We start from the raw sequence: 20,334 nt of genomic DNA on the forward strand, positions 1-20,334 counted from the left end.
TTTACTGCCTCCCCTTTTGATGTTCCTTAAACCAGCTTCTAAAATTGTCTTTTCCTGGAGCAGGAAATTCACGGATGGCTGTCCATGGTTTCATTGGACCTGGTCCATTTGAGATACTCCCGTCTTTTATTAACGGCTTCATAAACATCGGGGCACCTTTTACAGCTATTTGAAACAAAAAAGGCGTGCTTGTACCCACTCCAAATGCTTTCATGGCTAACTTTTCACTTGTTTTTACATTTTCCTGGTGATTCACGTATTTTTCCCGATGTTTAATCAATAGTTCGTGAATCGGGATTTTCACAGGACAAGCTTCCGTACAAGCTGCACAAAGACTGGATGCAAAAGGGAGTTCACCATATTCCTCATACCCTCCTAAGATTGGGGAAAGCACAGCACCAATTGGTCCTTGATAAATGGAGCCGTATGCATGCCCGCCAATATGGCGGTAAACGGGACAAACATTTACACATGCTGCACATCGTATACAATGAAGAGCCGATTGAAATTCAGTTCCTAGCGCATTCGAACGCCCGGCATCCAAAATAACAAGGTGAAATTCCTTTGGTGCGTCAACACAATCTTCCTCCACTCCAGGAGTCAAATTCGTCACATACGTCGTTATCTTCTGTCCCACCGCACTTCTGCTTAATAAATTTATTAAGACATCAAGTTCCTCCCATGTTGGTACCAACCGTTCCATCCCCATTACTGTTATCTGAGTGTCAGGGTAAGTTGTTACCATGTTCGCGTTACCCTCATTGGTTGCAAGTGAGATGGTTCCAGACTCTGCAATTGCAAAGTTACAACCAGTAATCCCAATATCGGCCTTCAAGAATACTTCTCGAAGCTGACTTCGGGCGAAAGCTGTTAGTTCATGCGGTTCTTCGGTCCCAGTGTACCCTGCTTTCGCTTGAAATGTGTCGCGAATTTGCTCTTTGTTTTTATGAAGAGAGGGGACAACAATATGAGAAGGTCGATCTTTATTGTCTATCTGCAAAATATATTCAGCTAGATCGGTTTCATATACATGACATCCGACCTCTTCTAGCGCCTCATTTAAACCAATTTCTTCAGTAACCATCGATTTTGATTTGGTCACATATTTTGCATCTTTTTCCTTTGCAACTTTTTGAATATAACGATTAGCTTCTTCTACGGTTTTAGCAAAAAACACATGCCCACCGCGTTTAGAAAAATTTTCACTTAACTGATCAAGGTAAAAATCAAGGTTTTCTAGCGTATGCCTGCGAATTTCTTCACCAGCACTTCTCCATTCTTCCCAATCACCAACCTGTTCATCTCTTTCGGTTGCATCAAGCTTTTTATTACGGAATCTGTCCTGGGCGGATGCCATCGCATTACGCATGAAATGATCTTGCAAAGCATCGTCTACCCTACCAAAAAAGGGCTTTTCACCGATTTTCATTGGCATTATAATACCTCCCTTAAGCAAGCGTATTTAATATTTGAGCAATATGCTTTACATCTATTGGTATTCCTTTGCGATCCATCCGTCCTTTTATGTTCATTAAGCAACCACTGTCGGCAGCAATCAATACATCAGCCGAAGACTGTTCTATATTTCTGACCTTTTCATCGACCATTTGTTCAGAAATAGGTACCATTTTCACCGCAAATGTGCCCCCGAAACCGCAGCAATCATAACTATTTTCAAGGGGGAGTAATTCAAGTCCCTTTACATTTTCCAAAAGCTTAAATGGTGCCTCTGTCTCCTTCAGCAATCTGAGCATGTGGCAAGAGGTATGGTATGTAGCTTGCGCTGGATAAACTGCTCCAACATCCTCAACACCCAAAACATCGACAATAAATTGTGTAAACTCATATGTTTTCTCCGCAACAGCTTGGGCTCTTTCCTGCCAACCTTTATGTTCATTAAACAAACCAGGATATTCTTTGAACATTGCTGTACATGAACCAGATGGGGCAATAATGTACTCGGAGTCTTCAAAACTTGTAATCATCTGTTTTGCTGCCGTTATAGCATCTTTTCTATAACCACTGTTGTATGCAGGTTGACCACAACATGTCTGTCCTCTTGGTAGGTCAATTTCACAGCCAAGTCTTTCTAGAACTTCCACCACATCTTTAGCAACATCCTGATAAAATATTTCATTGAGGCAAGTGACAAATAAAGATACTTTCATTATCATTCACTCTTTCATTTACAGAATTTAAATCTATTTAGTCATAGAACGGTGGGAAAGCCTAATTTCAATAGATTTAACTACCAACTGCGTCGTTCAATTATTTGAAATCCCTCTACCTTTAGGTTTTGGCTGTATTTTTATGACTAATTTTTTTGGTAAGAATAGGAAATAGTAACTGTGATATTCACTTTTATTTATTTTGCAACCCAATGATATCGCTCACAACACATACAACAGATCAGTTATTTAAGTGGTAGCAATAGGCAAAGCAATTCATTGAAATTAGAGAGGTAATACTGTGTTATTAGATGCCTTGATTTTATCTGAAATTTCTAAATACGTCAACCAGTCATTTTTAGAAAGAGATTCTATTGTTTTAATAGGATATAGAAGAAAACGATTGTATTTGCCTTCTAGAAGCTGACCAATTGTCATGAGAGATGATCGCAGAGGATGCCAAAATTGTGTAGTACTGTTTACCTTAATAATTCACTAGCAATAAAAAACTTGATTACCTTGACTAACCATATTTAAAGTCCATTCGCCCTTCTAACACTATTTTATAAGGTAAAATTAGATAAAACCATTATTGTTGCATAAAAACTTGCTTGGTCAAACATTATAAAATCACTCTCAAAATAACAGGCGTAATTTTCTGTATATTCATCTATATCCAATACGAAAAAAAGACAACGAGGATATGAATGGTAGTTCTTATCCACATCCATTGATTGATAGTCATGTACTGCTATATTACGAAAACCAACCATATTAATTAGGGATTTTGATAAATTGTCATCAATAATGTTTGCTTCTTGTATATATTGAAATGCATCTCGATTCTTTCTTGGTAATCCTAGGTTTTTTGTGCCTGACGATATGCATCGCTAAATCAATACTTGCCTCACATGCTCGTTGAATATTTAAGATGATACTATCTTGTTTCGTAAAATCTCCTAAACTATTGGGATTACCAGCGTATACCTCTCGCACACGCTTCACACAACGCTCAATTGTTTCTACTTTATTTAACACGATATCATTACTCACCATAAACGCTTCCTCTTTCTTCAATGGACTGTAATATTTCCGCTCGTTGTTTGTTTAAAGTAACGTACATTGAGAGTGCTTTCATTCGTCCTTTTACAAAGGTGTTTTCATCATCACAAGCAAATACTTCTCCTGAAGAGAATATTTGTGCTGCAAACACTGTGTCAACTTTTCTAATATCGACTAAATCAATATCTACATTACATTTATCCGCAATCTCCCCAGCAAGTAAAAATCGTTCATAACTGTTGAGTCTCTTAGTAATATGCAAGATCAAGATCACTATCCTCACGAGCTGTTCCACTAGGTATGAACCAAATACAAGGATAAAGGCTGGTTGAACACGTTTATTTAGTACCTCCATTACCACTTGCCTCCAATCTTGCCTCATGACAAACACCTCCTGATTTAGGACCTATAGAATTTATTAAAATCATTATATCAAAAAGAGAAGTACAATAAAGGTGTTATGTGGTAACACCTGCATCGTATTAAGCCCCTTTTTAGGTCGAGTAAATTACAGAAGGTACTGTAAACATTCACGGTCTTAACCGGCTAGTTTAAATGAAGGAAGATAACCCCTATGTGAAAGTACTGGCTGATTCAATAAGAAATCAACCCAGCTTGAGAATGTAAACATTTTTGGCAGCATGGTTCTAATGATGGTCAGTTTTTTACGGAGTATGAAGGCTGAACTGTAGAGTTTGGATCTGTCGGAGTATGATTGGCATGGTGAGAAGGAAATGGTGTAGGTGGATTCTGTCAGATAATATCAAAGCGTGAATAAAGACTTTGTTCTAGCCTTGATAAAAGTACCCATGTACATTCTGCAACAATTATTGGTGATAATATTAGGGTAAATTCATGGCGAACAGCTTTTTCAAAAATCTTGAATACTAACGGAGATTGAATGTCATCATCATTTGTTAAAAATCGTATGATTATATTTGCATCTAATAGTATATTCTCCACTAAATCCACCTCTAATTTTTTCTATTTTCCTGAGTATACTTTCTTCCCTAGCTTCTTTTCTAATAACATTCCAATCCTTCTGACTATTTTCTCCTCTAGGGGGCATACTTCCATATAAAGAAAGTAAGGAATCTTTCTTTACATTGCTTACTGTAATTTCTTCTGATTCCTCATTATAATGAAACACTACTTGATCACCAGGTACTGCATTTAACTTTTCTCTTATTATAGAAGGAACAGTGATTTGATTTTTCGATGATAAAGTGGAATAAGCTGTTTTTTGGTTTACTTTGGATATTTCTTTAGGATTTTCAAATTTTTCCATTTTACACACGCTCCTTTTTCTTTTATAATGCCTTTACTTTCACAAAAAGTAAAGGTTTTATAAAATACAGTAGACTTTTTTCATAGTTTCCCTCACTTTCCGAATTGAAGCTCGCTTGTTACTATTAATGCAGATTTTTTAAGCTGTAACACATTTTTCGGGCGTCATTATGACATACATTTTGGCTATGGGGACTGACCCTTTTTCCCCAAATAATTGTTCTCATTTACTTTAATCCATCCTTATACTTTTGGATAGCCATTTCATCATCTTCAAGATGCTCGGCAGTATACTCCATCCAAGGGATCTTTTTGTTACGAAGGACGTCTATAAAATTCGACAAAGGCATTCCTACTAGTTCTGATGCACGTTCTAGAGTAACCGTCCCATCAACAAACATACCAATGGCTAGTGATAAGCGTACTTTTTTATCAATATTTTTTCCGTTGACACTCTTATCAAGTATTTGAATGATTTCATGAGATAACCGAACATTCATATCATCTTTATTTAACATATTCCTTCACACTGAATATTTCACCCAAATAGAACCAGCTTCACGGAATGAGAACCACCCCCTATAATAAAGACACACTGATAATTCAGTTAATTTTTATTATAGGGGGTTATTTTTTTGATTAAGTATCGAGACATTTTGAGGCTACATAGCCAAGGGATGAGTAAAAGAAGTATTGCTTCTAGCTGTGGATGTTCAAGAAACACTGTCACTTCTGTTTTAAATCGAGCTATTGAATGTGATATTTCTTGGCCTCTTTCAGAGGATGTGACTGATGGTGATTTGCAGGGATGGCTTTTCCCTAAAAAATCAACCGTCAACAATCACCGAATGCCTGATTTCGAGTACATTCACAAAGAACTAGCTAAGAAGGGGGTGCATTGACGTTATTGTGGGAGGAATATTGCCAGATGTCATCAAAACGGGGATCACAGGGACAAGCACCTTGACCCATTCTATTGGCTGTATGAACTGGTGAACCTTGTACCTTGATTTTCGGTTCCGAAATATCTATACTCATTATCAATGAAATGAAAAAGGACGCTCCCGTAAAAGTAAGAAACTAATACGAAAACGTCCTTTTAGATATAAATTTAAAATAAATGTGATATTCTTGTGATTTTTTAGGATAATCACGGAAGATGAACTGCTCCAAACAATATCTTTAACGATGTGTGCGAAAAGTGTGGAATATCAATATTTGCTAAATATGAGGTGTTACATCTTTAACGGGGATTTACTGTTTTTCATGGGATTGCGTTCGCAAAATGTTATCATTTTGCAATGTATGAGCTGAATATGAAGAAATTAGTTTACTGTATTTAAATTTTACCTTTTCGAACCTCCAGATTATTAAAATCAATAATCAATTTATTTGAGGCAAAAAAGTCACTACCAATAATCCCATCAAATCCATACTTTTCTCTAACATCACCGAGTTGTAGAGTAAAATCATTTAGTTGAAACGTGTCTATCATCATACCACTTACTTTTTGTTCAATACAGATTTCAGTTCCACCGATTCCGTACATCTTTCGTGTAATCGCATTTTCTAAATCAAGCATAAGTCCAATCTCTTCGCATAAATCCGTATCCAAAATAGTTGATGAGCAGCCAGTATCTAGTAAGACATTACTAAATATCCTTTGCCTACTATTATATTGAATATTAACAGAAATAAGGGGTACATGATCATCCATATCAAATTTCATATTTTTCTACGCACTCCTATATATGGCTGCTCAATTACCTTTATTTCTTCATTATTCGTGTGAAAGATATATAATTCACGATTTTGATTTTCGGCATGTAGTTTTTTATACACTTTCCATGCTGTATTACCATTCTCAAAATCATCAATAACCGACATTTCTTTGATGACTCTTTCATTACCCACTGTTTTTGATTGTAATGCTTCGACTAAGACACATCGATCTGGAAAATGCTGACGAACTTCAGGCCATTTCATTAACATCTGCCTCCGATTCATTTGTGATTTGATTTCCTTATATCATTTGTACAAATTTTGTAAACTCTAACAATACACCTTGTAATAGATATGTATATTGTAGCATTAATTGATTTGACCCATCAAAGTAATAGAGTACTTCAAATTATTACCTTCTTGATTTTGAATGAATATTCTTTATAATTCACATATAGTATATCATGTATTACTTCCAATCACCGATTTGGTAGGGAGTTATTTTAAGAAAGACCACCCAGTCACCGCTTTGGCAGGAGTGGTCTTTTACCTTAGACAGGACATTCCTTCCGCCCTAACTAAGAATTAATTTCCCAATAACAGCCTCTCCTTAGTATTAAATTCTACTTTGGTTAAAATTCCGCTATCTCTTAAATCCGCAAGTTTTTCTATTTGAGAAGCTCCTTCTGGATACTGGGATAGGTATTCTGATTCTTTATATATCGATATAGGATTTTATATTTTTTTGTTGGAACACAGGGATTGTCCCACTATGTTTGTAGGAAGAACTGGGACAGTGATGAAGATCCAGCTTACCTCCTTCCCTAATTCTTTATTAAAACAAAACACTTTCTTTTTCTCTTAACTTCTCTAAAGTGGAGATGATGACTTTAAGCATTAAGTTGTTTCTGGGATTTTTATGACAAGATATAGCATGTTTACTCCATAAAAAAACGTTTCCGAATAAAGCGATACTTTTTCAGAAGCACGCTGGATATCTTCTTTTGAAAAACGCATAAAAACAAGCAAAAAAAGGCCACGAGTTTAACTCATGACCTTTAAAACCTTAATATATAAGGAGGGTGGGCGTTATTACATCATGCCGCCCATTCCGCCCATGCCACCCATATCAGGTGCGCCGCCACCAGCATTCTCTTCTGGAATGTCAGCGACAACTGCTTCTGTAGTTAGGAACATAGCCGCTACAGATGCAGCGTTTTGTAGTGCAGAACGAGTAACTTTGGCAGGGTCAACGATACCAGCTTCCACCATGTTTACCCAATCATTTGTAGCTGCATTGTATCCAACGCCAACTTCTTCACCTTTTAGACGTTCTACAATGATAGAACCTTCTAAACCAGCATTAACCGCGATTTGACGTACTGGTTCTTCAATCGCACGAAGCACAATGTTTACACCAGTTGCTTCATCACCTTCAAGGTTTAATTCAGATACTTTATTATAGACGTTCATGTATGCAGTACCACCACCAGCTACGATACCTTCTTCAACCGCTGCACGAGTGGAGTTCAATGCATCTTCAATACGTAATTTACGTTCTTTTAATTCTGTTTCTGTTGCAGCACCAACTTTGATTACTGCTACACCACCAGCTAATTTAGCAAGGCGTTCTTGTAATTTTTCTTTATCAAATTCAGAAGTAGTTTCCTCTACTTGTGCACGGATTTGTGCAACACGTCCAGAAATAGCTTCTGGGCTTCCAGAACCTTCAACAATTGTTGTATTTTCTTTTGTTACAACAACTTTAGCAGCACGTCCTAATTGTTCAATGCCTGCACTCTTAAGATCTAATCCAAGATCTTCTGTAATTACTTCCCCACCAGTTAAGATAGCGATGTCTTCCAGCATTGCTTTACGACGATCACCGAATCCAGGAGCTTTCACTGCTACAGCATTGAATGTCCCGCGAAGTTTGTTTACTACTAATGTAGCAAGAGCTTCCCCTTCTACATCCTCTGCAATAATTAGAATTGGTTTACCTTGTTGTACGACTTGCTCTAACACAGGTAATACTTCTTGGATATTAGAAATTTTCTTATCTGTAATAAGGATATATGGATCTTCTAAAACAGCCTCCATTTTATCTTGGTCAGTAACCATGTATGGAGAAGCATATCCACGGTCAAATTGCATACCTTCTACAACATCTAATTCTGTTGCGAATCCTTTAGATTCCTCAATCGTGATAACACCATCGTTACCAACACGTTCCATTGCTTCTGCGATTAATTGACCTACCTCTTCATCCGCAGCAGAGATGGCAGCAACTTGTGCAATAGAATCTTTGCTTTGAACTGGAGAAGAAATAGTTTGTAATTCTTCTACTGCAGTTGCAACAGCTTTTTCAATACCACGACGAATTCCTACTGGGTTCGCACCGGAAGTTACGTTTTTAAGACCTTCACGAATCATAGCTTGAGCTAGAACCGTAGCAGTAGTTGTACCGTCACCAGCTACATCATTTGTTTTAGAAGCAACTTCGGATACAAGTTGTGCACCCATATTTTCGAAAGCATCTTCTAATTCAATTTCTTTTGCAATCGTAACACCGTCATTTGTAATAAGAGGTGAACCGAATTTTTTATCTAAAACAACATTACGACCTTTTGGCCCTAAAGTTACTTTTACAGCATCAGCTAATGCATCTACACCGCGTAGCATCGCGCGACGTCCGTCTTCACTAAACTTAATTTCTTTAGCCATATAAACATCCTCCTCAGAATATAATGATTAAGTATTTTTAAATCCTACCTTATTCAACGATAGCTAAGATGTCATTTTCACGCAAAATTAAGTATTCCGTACCTTCGTATTTCACTTCTGTACCAGCAAATTTAGAGAAGATAATACGATTACCTTCTGCAACCTCAAGTGGTACTCTCTCACCATTGTCCAAAACACGACCTGTACCAACTGCAACAACTTTACCTTCTTGTGGTTTTTCTTTTGCAGAGTCTGGAAGTACGATACCGCTTGCAGTCTTTTCTTCTTGTTCGACAAGCTCGATAATAACACGATCTCCTAGTGGTTTAATCATGTACATTAGCCTCCTTGACTATCTATCTTTTATTTTTTATTAGCACTCACCTTCATCGAGTGCTAATCACAATTCTTATAATAATTAATTCATAAAAAAAATGCAAGTATTGTATATGTAAATTTAATAATTTTTTACACAAAGATTTTGAGTCATTCGATTATAGATATAAACCTATCTTGTGTTAAAATAGCAATTATGTAATCGCAAACTGCCAATTGTAATAAAAATAGAAATTTAACTTTTTCATTATACCTATTAAAAGTTATTAATATACTTGTAATAGTAAACATCATTTTAGTGTGTGTTCAAAATGGAGGATGAACAGGACTTAGAAGATCAAGGATGTGGGAATTTTCGCGTACCGGACTTCTATATGAGATGGTAATTTCACCATTCGACAATGGACGTGCCGGTAATTTGTTGAAGATTCTCCATCTTGATGTATCCTTTCGCCAGACACTTTGAACAACCTCTTATACTTTTTAAAAGGAGTCGTTTTCTATTGCCTAATCGATATTGGTATATCATCTTAACGTATATCCTTACACAGTTATCAAGCTTTCCTGCAGCAATTATTGCAATCAGGTATTTTTCCGATTATTACACAGAAGTCGTCATCTACTGGAGTATTTTCAGTTTTTTACTGGCGTTGCTTATTACACTGTGGCTCTTAAAACCGGAAATGCGGATGCAAAGTCATCGTAATGCATCTTCCATTGGTCATGTTATTCTATGGGCAATTATTGGTTTTTTCATGGCATATATCGTACAAGTCTCCGCCTCCCTGATTGAAATTCGGGTATTTGGCATGGAGGCAGGTTCCGAGAACACACAGGGTATTATGGAAATTGCCCGAGCATTTCCACTGTTTATGATTGTTCCTGCTATCATTGCACCAATTTTAGAAGAAGTTATTTTTCGAAAAGTAATCTTCGGCAGTCTATATAAACGAATGAATTTCTTTTTGGCGGCACTTCTATCTTCATTAGTTTTCGGAGCAATTCACGGCGAATTGCAGCATATACTCGTTTATTCATCTATGGGATTTGTTTTTGCCTATTTATATGTAAAAACAAAACGAATACTCACCCCTATTATCGTTCATGCTGCATTAAATACGATGACCGTTCTTGCCCAATACTCGCTAACGCCGGAAGAAATACAGCAACAGCTTGACCAGTTGCAAATGATTTTATTTGGAGGTTAATTTATGAAAATCTCACTGCTTCACAATGCAGTTTTTTTCCTGCTCTTTGGAATCATGTTCATTTTCATCGCGATCCAAACAGCAGGTGATTCGATATGGAACATTACAACCATCCTATTAGCATTGGTTGCAACATTTGATATTGGTGTAGGAATACAATCATTGAGAATACATTTTCGCTTAAAAAAGAAGAAGAAGAAGGATTAGCTCCTTCTTCTTCTTTATTGTACCCACCTTTCCAACTAGCCGTTCCTGGTATTTGGTATTATGAATCGAATAAATCCTGGTCTCTTCTTAAGTGGAAGAATCCTCTGAACGCGCTCCCAAATTTTTTAAGATACGATAATAAAATTATTCCTTGTCCAATGGATAGTGTTTCAGGAAATATACAAGTGATTGCAGTTCCACTGCCAAATCAATATGATGTACGCGTACATGTTGTGGAACCGTTATCCTCGCAGGCGTAAAATTCAGAATTCCGTTAACGCCTTCATTTACAAGTTTTTCTGTAATAGCTTCCGCTTCAGAGGAAGGAACGGTTAAAATAGCCACACTTATCCCATCTAATTGCTCCACTAATTCGTCTACATGATAAATGGGTACACCATCGATATCGGTTCCGACTTTACTTGGATCTGCATCAAAAGCTTTCGTAATTCGAATGTTATTGTTCTTTAGAAAACTGTATTTTAAAAATGCTGTACCTAAGTTCCCTGCACCAATCAATGCAACCTCTGTTACTTCGTGCTGGTCTAACGTACTGCGGAAGAAACCCAGCAAATATTCCACATTATACCCGTACCCCTTTTTTCCCAAGGCACCAAAGTAAGAAAAATCTCTGCGGATGGTTGCAGAATCTACTTTTACCGCTTCACTTAATTCCTTTGAGGAGACACGCTTTTTACCCTGCTGATTTAAGTTATTTAAAAAACGATAATATAGTGGCAATCGTTTGGCGGTAGCTTGTGGTATTTTATTTTGCTCCATCGATTTTCCTCTTTTCTTTCAAAAGATTTGTATAGTTTACTATTAACACTAGTTTAACAGAAATCCAATAAAAAGTCGTGATGTTATTCACAAATTAATTAGGTTGTTCTCTATATGTTAAGTAAGGTAAAATGAATTATATTGGGGTGAATCACGATGATACTTATGCAGATAAATGGATTGTCCAAATCCTTCGGTGCTGAAGAGATTTTATCAAATATAAAACTGGAAATAAAAGAAAATGATCGTATCGCAATTGTTGGCAGGAATGGTGCTGGTAAATCCACCTTATTAAAAATAATGGCTGGGGAACTTTCCTATGATGAAGGAGAGTTAATCAAACCAAAGGATGTTACTCTCGGCTATTTATCTCAGCATATGTCCCTGGAATCCGGAAAAACGATTTGGGATGAAATGCTGGAGGTTTTTCATCCTTTGTTGGAACAGGAAATAGAACTAAGGGAACTGGAAAAGAAAATGGAGAAATCGACCAATCTTTCCGGTGGTGCCTATGAGAAACTGCTAAATGATTACGCTCGATTACAAGTGCAATTCCAAACAAATGGCGGATATACTTATGAATCTGATATAAAAGCAGTTCTCACTGGACTAAATTTTCATAACTTTGACTACGGGACGCCAATTGCTGATTTAAGCGGCGGCCAAAAAACACGCCTCGCATTGGGAAAACTGCTCCTTCAAAAACCACAGCTCCTGATCCTGGATGAGCCGACCAACCATCTAGACATTGAGACGCTTTCTTGGCTGGAAGGATATCTCGCCAGCTATCCTGGTGCAGTTGTCATTGTTTCCCATGACCGATATTTTTTGGATAAAACCGTATCCATTGTCTATGAAATATCCCGTCATAAAACAAAGAAATATCATGGCAGTTACAGTAAATACCTTGAACAAAAAGCACAGGAATATGAACAGGATTTAAAGGCTTTTGAAAAACAGCAAACCGAAATCAAGAAAATGGAAGACTTTATCCAGCGAAATATCGTCCGGGCTTCGACAACAAAGCGAGCACAGAGCAGAAGAAAGCAACTGGAAAAAATGGAGAAAATCGAAAAGCCTTTAGGAGATGAATCGTCGGCTTCCTTTTCTTTCCAAATCAATCGCCGAAGCGGAAATGATGTATTAAAAATGGAGGACTTATCCTTCCGCTATGGTGGAGAAGATGAGAATTTATTTTCCAATATAAAGCTGCATGTAAACCGTGGAGAGCGAATTGCATTAGTTGGACCAAATGGTGTTGGAAAAACGACTTTATTAAAAATAATCCTTGGCAAACTACAAAAAGCAAGTGGCGATATCCAACTTGGAACCAATGTACAAATCGGCTATTATGATCAGGAACAGGCAAATTTAACCTCTTCAAAAACGGTTCTCCACGAGCTTTGGGATGAATATCCAACCATTAATGAAAAGGACATTCGTACTGTGCTGGGAAACTTTCTATTTAGTGGTGACGATGTTTTAAAACCGGTTCAGGCATTGAGCGGTGGCGAAAAGGCTCGTCTTGCTTTAGCCAAACTTATGATGCAGAAAGCAAATCTCCTTATTCTGGATGAGCCAACGAACCATTTGGACATTGACAGCAAGGAAGTGTTGGAAGCAGCATTAATCGACTTTCCGGGAACGATTATTTTCGTTTCCCATGACCGCTACTTTATTAATAAAATTACCGATCAGGTTGCTGAGATGAATCGCGATGGCATCACGGTCTATTTAGGTGACTATGACTATTATTTAGAAAAGAAGGCAGAAGAGGCCGAACTTCAACGCCTGGAACAATCGAACCATCCAATTCAAAAATCTGAAGACAGAAAACGAAATTACAAAGAGGAAAAACATCTACAAAGTCTGAAGCGTAAAAAACAGAGAAGAATTACCGAATTGGAAGAAACTATTGAATCATTGGAGCTTGAAATTTCACAGCTGGAAGAAAGAATGACAGAGCCTGAAGTGTTTCAGGATCATGAAAAATCCTATGAATTAAATGAAAAGATTACGGAATTAAAACATCATGTGGAAGGATTCATGGAAGAATGGACAGAACTGCAGGAAGAAATCGATTAAGAAGCTGACCTTTGCTCGTCCTTTAGCGGTTGTGGTAGTTTTTTTAATTATTTAGACATTAAAATTATAGATAGGTAGAATACTTCTTAGCTAAAATTTTATACTTTCCTAAAGTGGAACAAAAACGGTGGTATCCAAGATAACTTGGTACCACCGTTTTTCATGTTATTTAAATAAATAATCGTTCTGAATCGTTTGTTCTACAGCAATTCGATATACAATTCCTAAACCAATCATAGTAGATAGTACAGAACTTCCTCCATAACTGATTAACAGGAGAGGAATACCTGTAATTGGCATAATTCCTAGCGTCATCCCAACGTTTTGGAAAACATGAATCAATATCAAACTTAAAAAGCCAAAACAATAATAGGCTCCAAATGGCGAATGCTTATGAATACTCAACCCTAATGTTACCAATTTATATAACAGCATAAAGTACAGGAAAATCACAAGGGCGCTACCAATAAACCCAAAACTCTCTCCAATAATGGAAAAAATAAAGTCTGTTTGTGCTTCTGAATAGTAGACTTGCACTCCACTTATCCCTTTTCCAAATAATTGGCCCGAACCTAAAGCCATATGCGCACGATCAAAATGCCAATTTGCATCACTGGTTGTTTGGGTTGGGTCAAACCAGGTAAGGATACGATTTACCTGGTATTGCTGAATTCCAAGCAGTTCTTGCGCAAGAACTGGAAATTTTATAATAAACCCTAACAATGCCCCTCCCGCTGCAATTACAATTGCAATTAAGCTTATAAGTATTTTCCAGCTAATTCCTGATAAGATAATCATCATACCTAATATAAACAAATACACCATCGCCGTTCCAAAATCCGGCTGCTCCATAATCAAAAAGACAGGAATGACAGTTATAACAACCAATTTTATTAATAATAACGTATCGGTTTTTAAATTTGTAATATCATATTTCTCTTTATGACTCGTTATCACCTTTGCCATGTACAAAATTGTCGTGATTTTCGTAAATTCAGCAGGCTGTATGGATAATCCCGGAAATCGAAACCAGCTTTTCGCACCGTTTACAGGCTCAGCTATAGAATCTGGACTAATCAGCAACAGAATCAAAACAGCAATACCAGCGATATAAATATATAGGCTCGCTTTATACAATTGTTCTAAATCCAGATATTGAATGGCTGCAACTAGTAAAATACCTATTGTAAACCAAGCAATTTGTTTCATTACAAAATTTTCATTTTCATATTGTTCTAATTGCTGTGCATTGTAAATCGCAAGTAAACTAACACAAACAAAAAGAATAAATAGTATGATTAAATCTGTTTGTATAAAATAAGATTGCTTCTTATTCACTTTACAATCACCAAATTTCTTTCCTTTAAATAAAGTAAAACTTTATTTTTAATATTTATCAACAAATTAGTCGAATATTACTTTATTTTGTTACAGTAATTCTCTACTTTTTATTGCTCTCTCTTCATATAAATTTTGCAATTTCTTTTAAGGTGATGGTTCGTACCTAATCAGCCGCTCAAGAAAGAGAAAAACAGGTACATCACCGTTTATGATTTATTATCAAAAATAAGAAGCTTAAGAGAACAGCCATTTATTTCAATCTTTTAGCATACCTGTGGAAAACTTATGTCGAATCGTCCTGATATTTGTTTATCCACAAAGATAAACCTTGGATAATTATTGCAAACACAAGTTATAAACATATTTATGCACACTATCCACATTATTCAGGTAAATTACCCACAAAAATAGTCCACATAGGAAAACCTTCTATTTCAAGTTTTCAACAACTTATCCACAATTCTGTTGATAAGTTTATTAAGTCGGAATCTCCTATATTTAATCTATATTTTAGACTGTTTTCTTAAAAGTTGTTGTTTATGACATAATTGATATAAACTGCGACTAGTATAGTGGTCCGTTGATTTCCGCTACGGGCAGTCGCTTTCCGCGGGCACGGCTTCAGCCTCCTCGCAAAAACCACCGCTGCTAAAGTCTAGACACGTGCTTTTCCCGCAGGAATCGACTGCCCTCTGCTCCAATCAACCAGCTTAATAGAGATTAGCATAGCTATATTAAATTTATTAGCAAAATCAAATATTAGAAATATATAGCACTAAACCAGCCGAGGAAATACACGGAGACTCCTGCGGGAGAAGTGGCCAGAGTGTGACCCCTAAAGTCGCGTCAGCTCGAGGAGGCTCACGGGTCACCCTAAGGGGCGCGTAGTGTATTTCCGGAGCGGTAAGTTAATGCGCAGTTTATATCAAGTGTGAAGTAATTAAGCAACAAAGTATACGAAAAGAGCCTTATTGTAAAACTAAGGAAGGATTGGCATTTAAGTCTGATCCGGAGCGTTTTCCTTGTTGATAATTAATCGTTCCAGCAGCTGCAATCATTGCTGCATTATCTGTGCATAATTTTAAAGGGGGGACATATAAAGGAATATTCGTTTTGGCGAACTTATCTACCAAAGCTTTTCTTAATCCTTTATTGGCTGCCACTCCCCCGGCAACTATAACCTGTTTCACTTGGTATTCCTCAGCAGCAAGCAGCGTTTTTCCCGTTAAGACGTCAATCACGCTCGCCTGAAAGCTTGCAGCAATGTCTTCATCTTTTAACGTTTCGCCCCGTTGCTTCGCATTGTGGATTTTGTTAATAACTGCTGATTTTAGTCCACTGAAACTAAAATCATAGCTCCCATCTTCCAGCCATGCCCGAGGGAAGTCAATGGACTCCTCCCCATTCTGTGCGAGTCTATCAATATGCGGCCCCCCTGGATATGGGAGTTTTAACATACGTGCGACTTTATCATATGCCTCACCTGCAGCATCGTCACGGGTTTCTCCAATTACTTCATAGGATCCATGCTCTCTCATGAGCACAAGCTCTGTATGCCCCCCAGAAACTATCAATGCCAGCAGCGGAAATTTAAACTCCTGTTCTAAGCGATTGGCATAAATATGACCAGCAATATGATGAACTCCGACTAATGGCTTTTGTTTAGCAAATGCCAATGCTTTTGCCGTATTTACACCAACAAGCAAGGCACCGACAAGGCCGGGACCTTCTGTAACCGCAATCGCATCAATATCATCCCATGACAGCCTGGATTGTTCCAAAGCCTCTTCCAGAACGACGGTCATTTGTTCCACATGATGTCTGGATGCAATTTCCGGCACTACTCCACCAAATCTCTTATGACTTTCTATTTGTGAGGCCACAACATTCGAAATGATTTCTTTTCCATTTTTAACGATGGCCACTGCTGTTTCATCACAGCTCGTTTCTATTCCTAATACAATTGTGTCGTTACTCATGATATATTCACCCACATTACAATAGCATCTTCTCCGCTATCTGTATAATAATTTTTTCGAATTCCCCCAGGGACCAGCCCAAACTTCCGGTACAGTTTTTGTGCACTCACATTAGAAACACGGACTTCCAAAGATAAACGATTTGCCCCTAAACTTCGAAGCAGCTGCATAACAAAGCCAAAAAGCTTTTCGCCTAATTTCCGGCCACGATATTCTGGAAGGATGGCAATATTCGTAATTTGTGCATCATCCAGAACAATCCACATTCCTACATACCCGACAATTTTCTTATCCAATTCCATCACAAAATAATGTGCATGGGCATTATCCACAATTTCCTGATAGAATACGTCTGTTGTCCATGGGGTCGTAAATGATGACCTTTCAACTTCCATCACCTCATCTACATCCCCAAGTTCCATTTTGCGAATGATTAATTCAGCCATGTCAATTATTTTCCTTTTGTGCCTTTAACCATTTGGCTTCTGCTTCTGCCAGTCGTAAATAGTTTGGAGTTAATCCATGTGTATCATCCGCGTCCCTATTTAATCCTGCCATACCTAATAAGCTTGGTTTCGCAATATGGTACGGTCCCTCAGGTATGATTGCTAAATTTCCCAATACGTCCATGATTTTCTCTTTATGTAACGAAAGGTCTGGACTTAAAAATAATACTTTCTTATTACCTTTCGCCAGTAAGTCTAATACAGCATCCATTGCGATATTTTTTTCCTCGTAAACTAATTCCAGATTTTCATTTTTATACTGATAAACACCTGAATAAACTAAACCACGTCTTGCATCAAAGAATGGACAAATATAGCCTTCGAAAAGTCGTCCCTGATGTGCGAGCACTTCCAAGCTTGAAACACCGACTACAGGAATATCCAAAGCCCATGCCATTGTTTTTGCTGTGGACAGACCAATCCGAACTCCTGTATAGGAACCAGGACCTTTGGCTACTACAATTTTATCCAGCCCATCCGGCGTTAAAGAAACTTCCTTCATAAGCTGCTCAATCGCTGGCATTAATCGAACCGAATGATTTTTCGCTATATTGGTAACGTATTCGCCAATAACCTCATTATTTTTTAATATGGCAACACCCATTACTTGATTGGATGCATCTATTGCAAGTACATTCATGTATGGTAACTCCTAACTCAATAATTCATTCATGACGGCTTCAAAATGAGAACTGTTCGGTACAAATTCTAATATCCTCGAATCCCCTTCACCGTAACTTATTTTAATATCCAATCGTTCTGCCGGCAGATAATCCTCAATAAATTTCGCCCACTCAACTACTGATACACCCTCACCATGAAAATATTCATCAAAGCCAATATCTTCATCAGAGTTTTCCAAACGGTACACATCCATATGATACAGAGGTAGCCTACCTTCATATTCTTTGACAATGGTAAATGTGGGACTGTTTACCGTTCGTTTTACACCGAGACCTTTAGCTAATCCTTTGGTAAAAGTGGTTTTTCCTGCGCCAAGGTCTCCTTCCAGTGTTAAAACATCACCAGCTTGGAGTAAAGATGCTAACCTTTCCCCCACTGATTCTGTTTCCTTAGCACTATTTGAAATGATTTGATGCTTACTCATCATGTCACCTACTTTAAATGGTTATACCCTTTTTTCTTTAATTGATGTCTTTCCTTGTTTATATTTAAAAAAACCCCACACTGATTGTTTGTTTTAACATATCCGATTTTCGTCACTTTCATGTTTAGCTCTTCAGCAGCCCGCTCTACTTCAGGCCAGTCCCTTTTTGAAACCGTTCCAAGTATTTCAAAATCTTCCCCACCACTATATTTCCATTGATATTGCGAATCACTGGAAAACTGATGAAACGAAGGGTGAGTAGGAACTGCATCATCCATAATCTCGATAACAACATTTGAAGCTTCCGCAATCTCATTCGACTCACTTGCCAGTCCATCACTGATATCGTTTAAACAGAGTCGTGATAATGTAGATAACCTTGATGCAAACTCAACTCGTGGAGATGGCATCCGATGTCTGCCGATGAAATAATCAGCATCCGAAAATTCCCCTTCATTCATCAGCATATGAAATCCTGCCTGAGAGTCTCCTAATGTCCCCGTTACAAACACGATATCTCCAGCGCAAGCATCACTTCGATAACGAGCTTTATCCATATCGGTATACCCAATAACAGTAATGGAAAGGGATAATTCCGTTCCAGATACAGTATCTCCACCAATTAAATCCATATTAAATTCTTCAGCTAATTCCTTCATTCCAGTAAATATCTCGGATATTTCGCTCATTGACCGATCTTTAGGTATAACGATAGAAACCAAATAAAAAGCCGGAACAGCACCCATTGCAGCTAAATCACTCAGATTAGCCGCAAGTGCCCGATAACCTATATAAAAAGGTTTCATTGTTTGTTTCGAAAAATGAACACCATCCACAAACGTATCTACTGCTGTGACAACATTCTTGTTTGTAGAATGAAAAACAGCTGCATCATCACCAATCCCCTTAATGAGTGATGGCTGATGATAGGAGTACTGTTTGATCGAATCAATAAATGAAAATTCATCCATAAATCATCACCATTTTCTTATTGAACTACACTAATGATAGCAAAAAGAAAGGGAAAAGGAAAAAATAATCGTTAGGTAGGCAGTTATTTATCGAAGTGGTAAAACGTGAAGATATATAATTCACCTAAAGGTTATAAAAATACGAGCTGATTAATTTTTACTGTGTCTTCTAGTAACAATCCGGAGTATACTTCCTCGTCCCACTAAAATTCTTGTAGCACCGCCCCTAGACCAATGTCCTGTTGGGCCAAGCTTACCGATTTCTAAGATCGCCTCTATTAGAAACATCTTTTTAAACACTAAAAAACACACGATTTTTAGTAAAAATCATGTGTGTAATATGTATATTTTATTTAAATGGCGGTCCGGACGGGACTCGAACCCGCGACCTCCTGCGTGACAGGCAGGCATTCTAACCAACTGAACTACCGGACCAACTATTTTGGTTGCACTTTACAGTACTACTGATTTTCAACTAACAAAGAAGTTAATTCGACGTAGATGGTTGAAACATTTTGGTTGCGGGGGCAGGATTTGAACCTACGACCTTCGGGTTATGAGCCCGACGAGCTACCAGACTGCTCCACCCCGCGATATAAGAGAAATATTAAGCGAAATATAATAAAGGCCTGGCGGCGTCCTACTCTCGCAGGGGGAACCCCCAACTACCATCGGCGCTGGAGAGCTTAACTTCTGTGTTCGGCATGGGAACAGGTGTGACCTCTCCGCCATCACTACCAGACCAATTGTCATAATGAAGACAAGATATATTATATTCCTATTCAAGATAAAATGCAAATGTACATCAATCATACCTTGAAAACTAAATAAGAGAAAATCAAGACATCTT

General features: G+C 37.6%; 21 protein-coding genes, 2 tRNA genes, 1 rRNA gene and 1 pseudogene. 4 read left to right on the forward strand and 21 right to left on the reverse strand.

Features of this window, described 5'->3' with window-relative positions; genetic code table 11:
- Position 1 precedes the first annotated feature (1 nt).
- The 6 genes and pseudogenes from GMJ66_RS14745 to GMJ66_RS14770 all read right to left on the reverse strand — a co-directional run bounded on the left by GMJ66_RS14745 (position 2) and on the right by GMJ66_RS14770 (position 5,035).
- The gene (locus tag GMJ66_RS14745; protein ID WP_156291082.1) at positions 2–1,435 is read right to left on the reverse strand and encodes a LutB/LldF family L-lactate oxidation iron-sulfur protein; all 1,434 of its coding nucleotides are present in this window, start codon (positions 1,433–1,435) and stop codon (positions 2–4) included.
- A gap of 13 nt (positions 1,436–1,448) precedes the next feature.
- The gene (locus GMJ66_RS14750; RefSeq protein ID WP_156291083.1) at positions 1,449–2,168 is read right to left on the reverse strand and encodes a (Fe-S)-binding protein; all 720 of its coding nucleotides are present in this window, start codon (positions 2,166–2,168) and stop codon (positions 1,449–1,451) included.
- 563 nt (positions 2,169–2,731) lie between these two features.
- Positions 2,732–3,224 (reverse strand): annotated as a pseudogene (gene hepT, locus GMJ66_RS14755) (type VII toxin-antitoxin system HepT family RNase toxin).
- A complete protein-coding gene (gene mntA / locus GMJ66_RS14760; protein WP_197046721.1) occupies positions 3,214–3,612 on the reverse strand; it encodes a type VII toxin-antitoxin system MntA family adenylyltransferase antitoxin in 399 nt (132 codons plus the stop codon). The pseudogene hepT and the gene mntA overlap by 11 nt, the downstream one beginning before the upstream one ends.
- Before the next feature lie 528 nt (positions 3,613–4,140).
- Positions 4,141–4,518, reverse strand: coding sequence for an AbrB/MazE/SpoVT family DNA-binding domain-containing protein (locus GMJ66_RS14765; RefSeq protein ID WP_156291084.1), 378 nt, complete (start codon positions 4,516–4,518; stop codon positions 4,141–4,143).
- A 226-nt stretch (positions 4,519–4,744) separates the two neighbouring features.
- Positions 4,745–5,035, reverse strand: coding sequence for a UPF0175 family protein (locus GMJ66_RS14770; protein WP_231514945.1), 291 nt, complete (start codon positions 5,033–5,035; stop codon positions 4,745–4,747).
- 117 nt (positions 5,036–5,152) lie between these two features.
- Between GMJ66_RS14770 and GMJ66_RS14775 the strand changes: the two genes are divergently transcribed.
- Positions 5,153–5,419: a helix-turn-helix domain-containing protein gene (locus GMJ66_RS14775; protein ID WP_197046722.1), complete on the forward strand. Its 267-nt coding sequence runs from the start codon at positions 5,153–5,155 to the stop codon at positions 5,417–5,419.
- 437 nt (positions 5,420–5,856) lie between these two features.
- On the opposite strand, the gene GMJ66_RS14780 is transcribed toward GMJ66_RS14775, so the two are convergent.
- From GMJ66_RS14780 to groES, 5 genes are all read right to left on the reverse strand, one after another.
- Positions 5,857–6,234: a retropepsin-like aspartic protease gene (locus GMJ66_RS14780; protein ID WP_197046723.1), complete on the reverse strand. Its 378-nt coding sequence runs from the start codon at positions 6,232–6,234 to the stop codon at positions 5,857–5,859.
- A gap of 8 nt (positions 6,235–6,242) precedes the next feature.
- Positions 6,243–6,503 carry a hypothetical protein gene (locus tag GMJ66_RS14785; RefSeq protein ID WP_156291087.1) on the reverse strand — a complete coding sequence of 87 codons (261 nt, stop codon included), beginning with the start codon at positions 6,501–6,503 and terminating at the stop codon, positions 6,243–6,245.
- Positions 6,504–6,824: 321 nt separating this feature from the next.
- On the reverse strand, positions 6,825–6,968 hold the full coding sequence (locus tag GMJ66_RS21085) for an SHOCT domain-containing protein (protein WP_156291106.1): 144 nt from the start codon (positions 6,966–6,968) through the stop codon (positions 6,825–6,827).
- 363 nt (positions 6,969–7,331) lie between these two features.
- Positions 7,332–8,963, reverse strand: a complete 1,632-nt coding sequence (groL, locus tag GMJ66_RS14795) for a chaperonin GroEL (RefSeq protein ID WP_156291088.1) — start codon at positions 8,961–8,963, stop codon at positions 7,332–7,334.
- A gap of 49 nt (positions 8,964–9,012) precedes the next feature.
- A complete protein-coding gene (gene groES, locus GMJ66_RS14800) occupies positions 9,013–9,297 on the reverse strand; it encodes a co-chaperone GroES (protein WP_156291089.1) in 285 nt (94 codons plus the stop codon).
- A 505-nt stretch (positions 9,298–9,802) separates the two neighbouring features.
- Between groES and GMJ66_RS14805 the strand changes: the two genes are divergently transcribed.
- On the forward strand, positions 9,803–10,507 hold the full coding sequence (locus tag GMJ66_RS14805; protein ID WP_156291090.1) for a CPBP family intramembrane glutamic endopeptidase: 705 nt from the start codon (positions 9,803–9,805) through the stop codon (positions 10,505–10,507).
- A gap of 3 nt (positions 10,508–10,510) precedes the next feature.
- Positions 10,511–10,714 (forward strand): YdiK family protein, encoded by a 204-nt coding sequence (locus tag GMJ66_RS14810; RefSeq protein ID WP_156291091.1) that lies wholly within the window; start codon positions 10,511–10,513, stop codon positions 10,712–10,714.
- Positions 10,715–10,858: 144 nt separating this feature from the next.
- Here GMJ66_RS14810 and GMJ66_RS14815 read toward each other — a convergent pair whose 3' ends face one another.
- Positions 10,859–11,494 (reverse strand): redox-sensing transcriptional repressor Rex, encoded by a 636-nt coding sequence (locus GMJ66_RS14815; RefSeq protein WP_156291092.1) that lies wholly within the window; start codon positions 11,492–11,494, stop codon positions 10,859–10,861.
- Positions 11,495–11,650: 156 nt separating this feature from the next.
- Here GMJ66_RS14815 and GMJ66_RS14820 point away from each other — a divergent pair, with 156 nt between their 5' ends.
- The gene (locus GMJ66_RS14820) at positions 11,651–13,579 is read left to right on the forward strand and encodes an ABC-F family ATP-binding cassette domain-containing protein (RefSeq protein ID WP_156291093.1); all 1,929 of its coding nucleotides are present in this window, start codon (positions 11,651–11,653) and stop codon (positions 13,577–13,579) included.
- 165 nt (positions 13,580–13,744) lie between these two features.
- Here GMJ66_RS14820 and GMJ66_RS14825 read toward each other — a convergent pair whose 3' ends face one another.
- The 9 genes from GMJ66_RS14825 to rrf form a co-directional block, all read right to left on the reverse strand.
- A complete protein-coding gene (locus GMJ66_RS14825; RefSeq protein ID WP_156291094.1) occupies positions 13,745–14,917 on the reverse strand; it encodes an FtsW/RodA/SpoVE family cell cycle protein in 1,173 nt (390 codons plus the stop codon).
- Between the two features lie 971 nt (positions 14,918–15,888).
- Positions 15,889–16,899 carry a tRNA (adenosine(37)-N6)-threonylcarbamoyltransferase complex transferase subunit TsaD gene (gene tsaD, locus GMJ66_RS14830; protein ID WP_156291095.1) on the reverse strand — a complete coding sequence of 337 codons (1,011 nt, stop codon included), beginning with the start codon at positions 16,897–16,899 and terminating at the stop codon, positions 15,889–15,891.
- Positions 16,896–17,345 (reverse strand): ribosomal protein S18-alanine N-acetyltransferase, encoded by a 450-nt coding sequence (rimI, locus tag GMJ66_RS14835; RefSeq protein WP_156291096.1) that lies wholly within the window; start codon positions 17,343–17,345, stop codon positions 16,896–16,898. Before rimI ends, tsaD begins: the two co-directional genes overlap by 4 nt.
- 1 nt (position 17,346) lies before the next feature.
- Entirely contained in the window at positions 17,347–18,045 is a 699-nt protein-coding gene (gene tsaB / locus GMJ66_RS14840; RefSeq protein WP_156291097.1) for a tRNA (adenosine(37)-N6)-threonylcarbamoyltransferase complex dimerization subunit type 1 TsaB, read from the reverse strand.
- Positions 18,046–18,057: 12 nt separating this feature from the next.
- Entirely contained in the window at positions 18,058–18,513 is a 456-nt protein-coding gene (gene tsaE / locus GMJ66_RS14845) for a tRNA (adenosine(37)-N6)-threonylcarbamoyltransferase complex ATPase subunit type 1 TsaE (RefSeq protein ID WP_156291098.1), read from the reverse strand.
- Positions 18,514–18,521: 8 nt separating this feature from the next.
- Positions 18,522–19,484, reverse strand: coding sequence for a thiamine-phosphate kinase (gene thiL / locus GMJ66_RS14850; RefSeq protein WP_156291099.1), 963 nt, complete (start codon positions 19,482–19,484; stop codon positions 18,522–18,524).
- Positions 19,485–19,842: 358 nt separating this feature from the next.
- Positions 19,843–19,919 (reverse strand) — tRNA-Asp (locus tag GMJ66_RS14855).
- Positions 19,920–20,000: 81 nt separating this feature from the next.
- Positions 20,001–20,077 (reverse strand) — tRNA-Met (locus tag GMJ66_RS14860).
- Positions 20,078–20,111: 34 nt separating this feature from the next.
- Positions 20,112–20,226 (reverse strand): 5S ribosomal RNA (gene rrf / locus GMJ66_RS14865).
- Between the last annotated feature and the right edge of the window lie 108 nt (positions 20,227–20,334).

The organism is Oceanobacillus salinisoli (assembly GCF_009733865.1).
GTDB lineage: Bacteria > Bacillota > Bacilli > Bacillales > Amphibacillaceae > Oceanobacillus > Oceanobacillus salinisoli.

Bases quoted from the DNA above. Each gene is read 5' to 3' on its own strand.
- tsaE (WP_156291098.1), bottom strand. From the start codon at position 18,513: ATGAGTAAGCATCAAATCATTTCAAATAGTGCTAAGGAAACAGAATCA.
- GMJ66_RS14745 (WP_156291082.1), bottom strand. From the start codon at position 1,435: ATGCCAATGAAAATCGGTGAAAAGCCCTTTTTTGGTAGGGTAGACGAT.
- tsaD (WP_156291095.1), bottom strand. From the start codon at position 16,899: ATGAGTAACGACACAATTGTATTAGGAATAGAAACGAGCTGTGATGAA.
- GMJ66_RS14810 (WP_156291091.1), top strand. From the start codon at position 10,511: ATGAAAATCTCACTGCTTCACAATGCAGTTTTTTTCCTGCTCTTTGGA.
- groL (WP_156291088.1), bottom strand. From the start codon at position 8,963: ATGGCTAAAGAAATTAAGTTTAGTGAAGACGGACGTCGCGCGATGCTA.
- thiL (WP_156291099.1), bottom strand. From the start codon at position 19,484: ATGGATGAATTTTCATTTATTGATTCGATCAAACAGTACTCCTATCAT.
- GMJ66_RS14815 (WP_156291092.1), bottom strand. From the start codon at position 11,494: ATGGAGCAAAATAAAATACCACAAGCTACCGCCAAACGATTGCCACTA.
- GMJ66_RS14765 (WP_156291084.1), bottom strand. From the start codon at position 4,518: ATGGAAAAATTTGAAAATCCTAAAGAAATATCCAAAGTAAACCAAAAA.
- mntA (WP_197046721.1), bottom strand. From the start codon at position 3,612: ATGAGGCAAGATTGGAGGCAAGTGGTAATGGAGGTACTAAATAAACGT.
- GMJ66_RS14820 (WP_156291093.1), top strand. From the start codon at position 11,651: ATGATACTTATGCAGATAAATGGATTGTCCAAATCCTTCGGTGCTGAA.
- groES (WP_156291089.1), bottom strand. From the start codon at position 9,297: ATGATTAAACCACTAGGAGATCGTGTTATTATCGAGCTTGTCGAACAA.
- GMJ66_RS14780 (WP_197046723.1), bottom strand. From the start codon at position 6,234: ATGGATGATCATGTACCCCTTATTTCTGTTAATATTCAATATAATAGT.
- tsaB (WP_156291097.1), bottom strand. From the start codon at position 18,045: ATGAATGTACTTGCAATAGATGCATCCAATCAAGTAATGGGTGTTGCC.
- GMJ66_RS14785 (WP_156291087.1), bottom strand. From the start codon at position 6,503: ATGAAATGGCCTGAAGTTCGTCAGCATTTTCCAGATCGATGTGTCTTA.
- rimI (WP_156291096.1), bottom strand. From the start codon at position 17,345: ATGGCTGAATTAATCATTCGCAAAATGGAACTTGGGGATGTAGATGAG.
- GMJ66_RS14770 (WP_231514945.1), bottom strand. From the start codon at position 5,035: ATGTTAAATAAAGATGATATGAATGTTCGGTTATCTCATGAAATCATT.
- GMJ66_RS14750 (WP_156291083.1), bottom strand. From the start codon at position 2,168: ATGAAAGTATCTTTATTTGTCACTTGCCTCAATGAAATATTTTATCAG.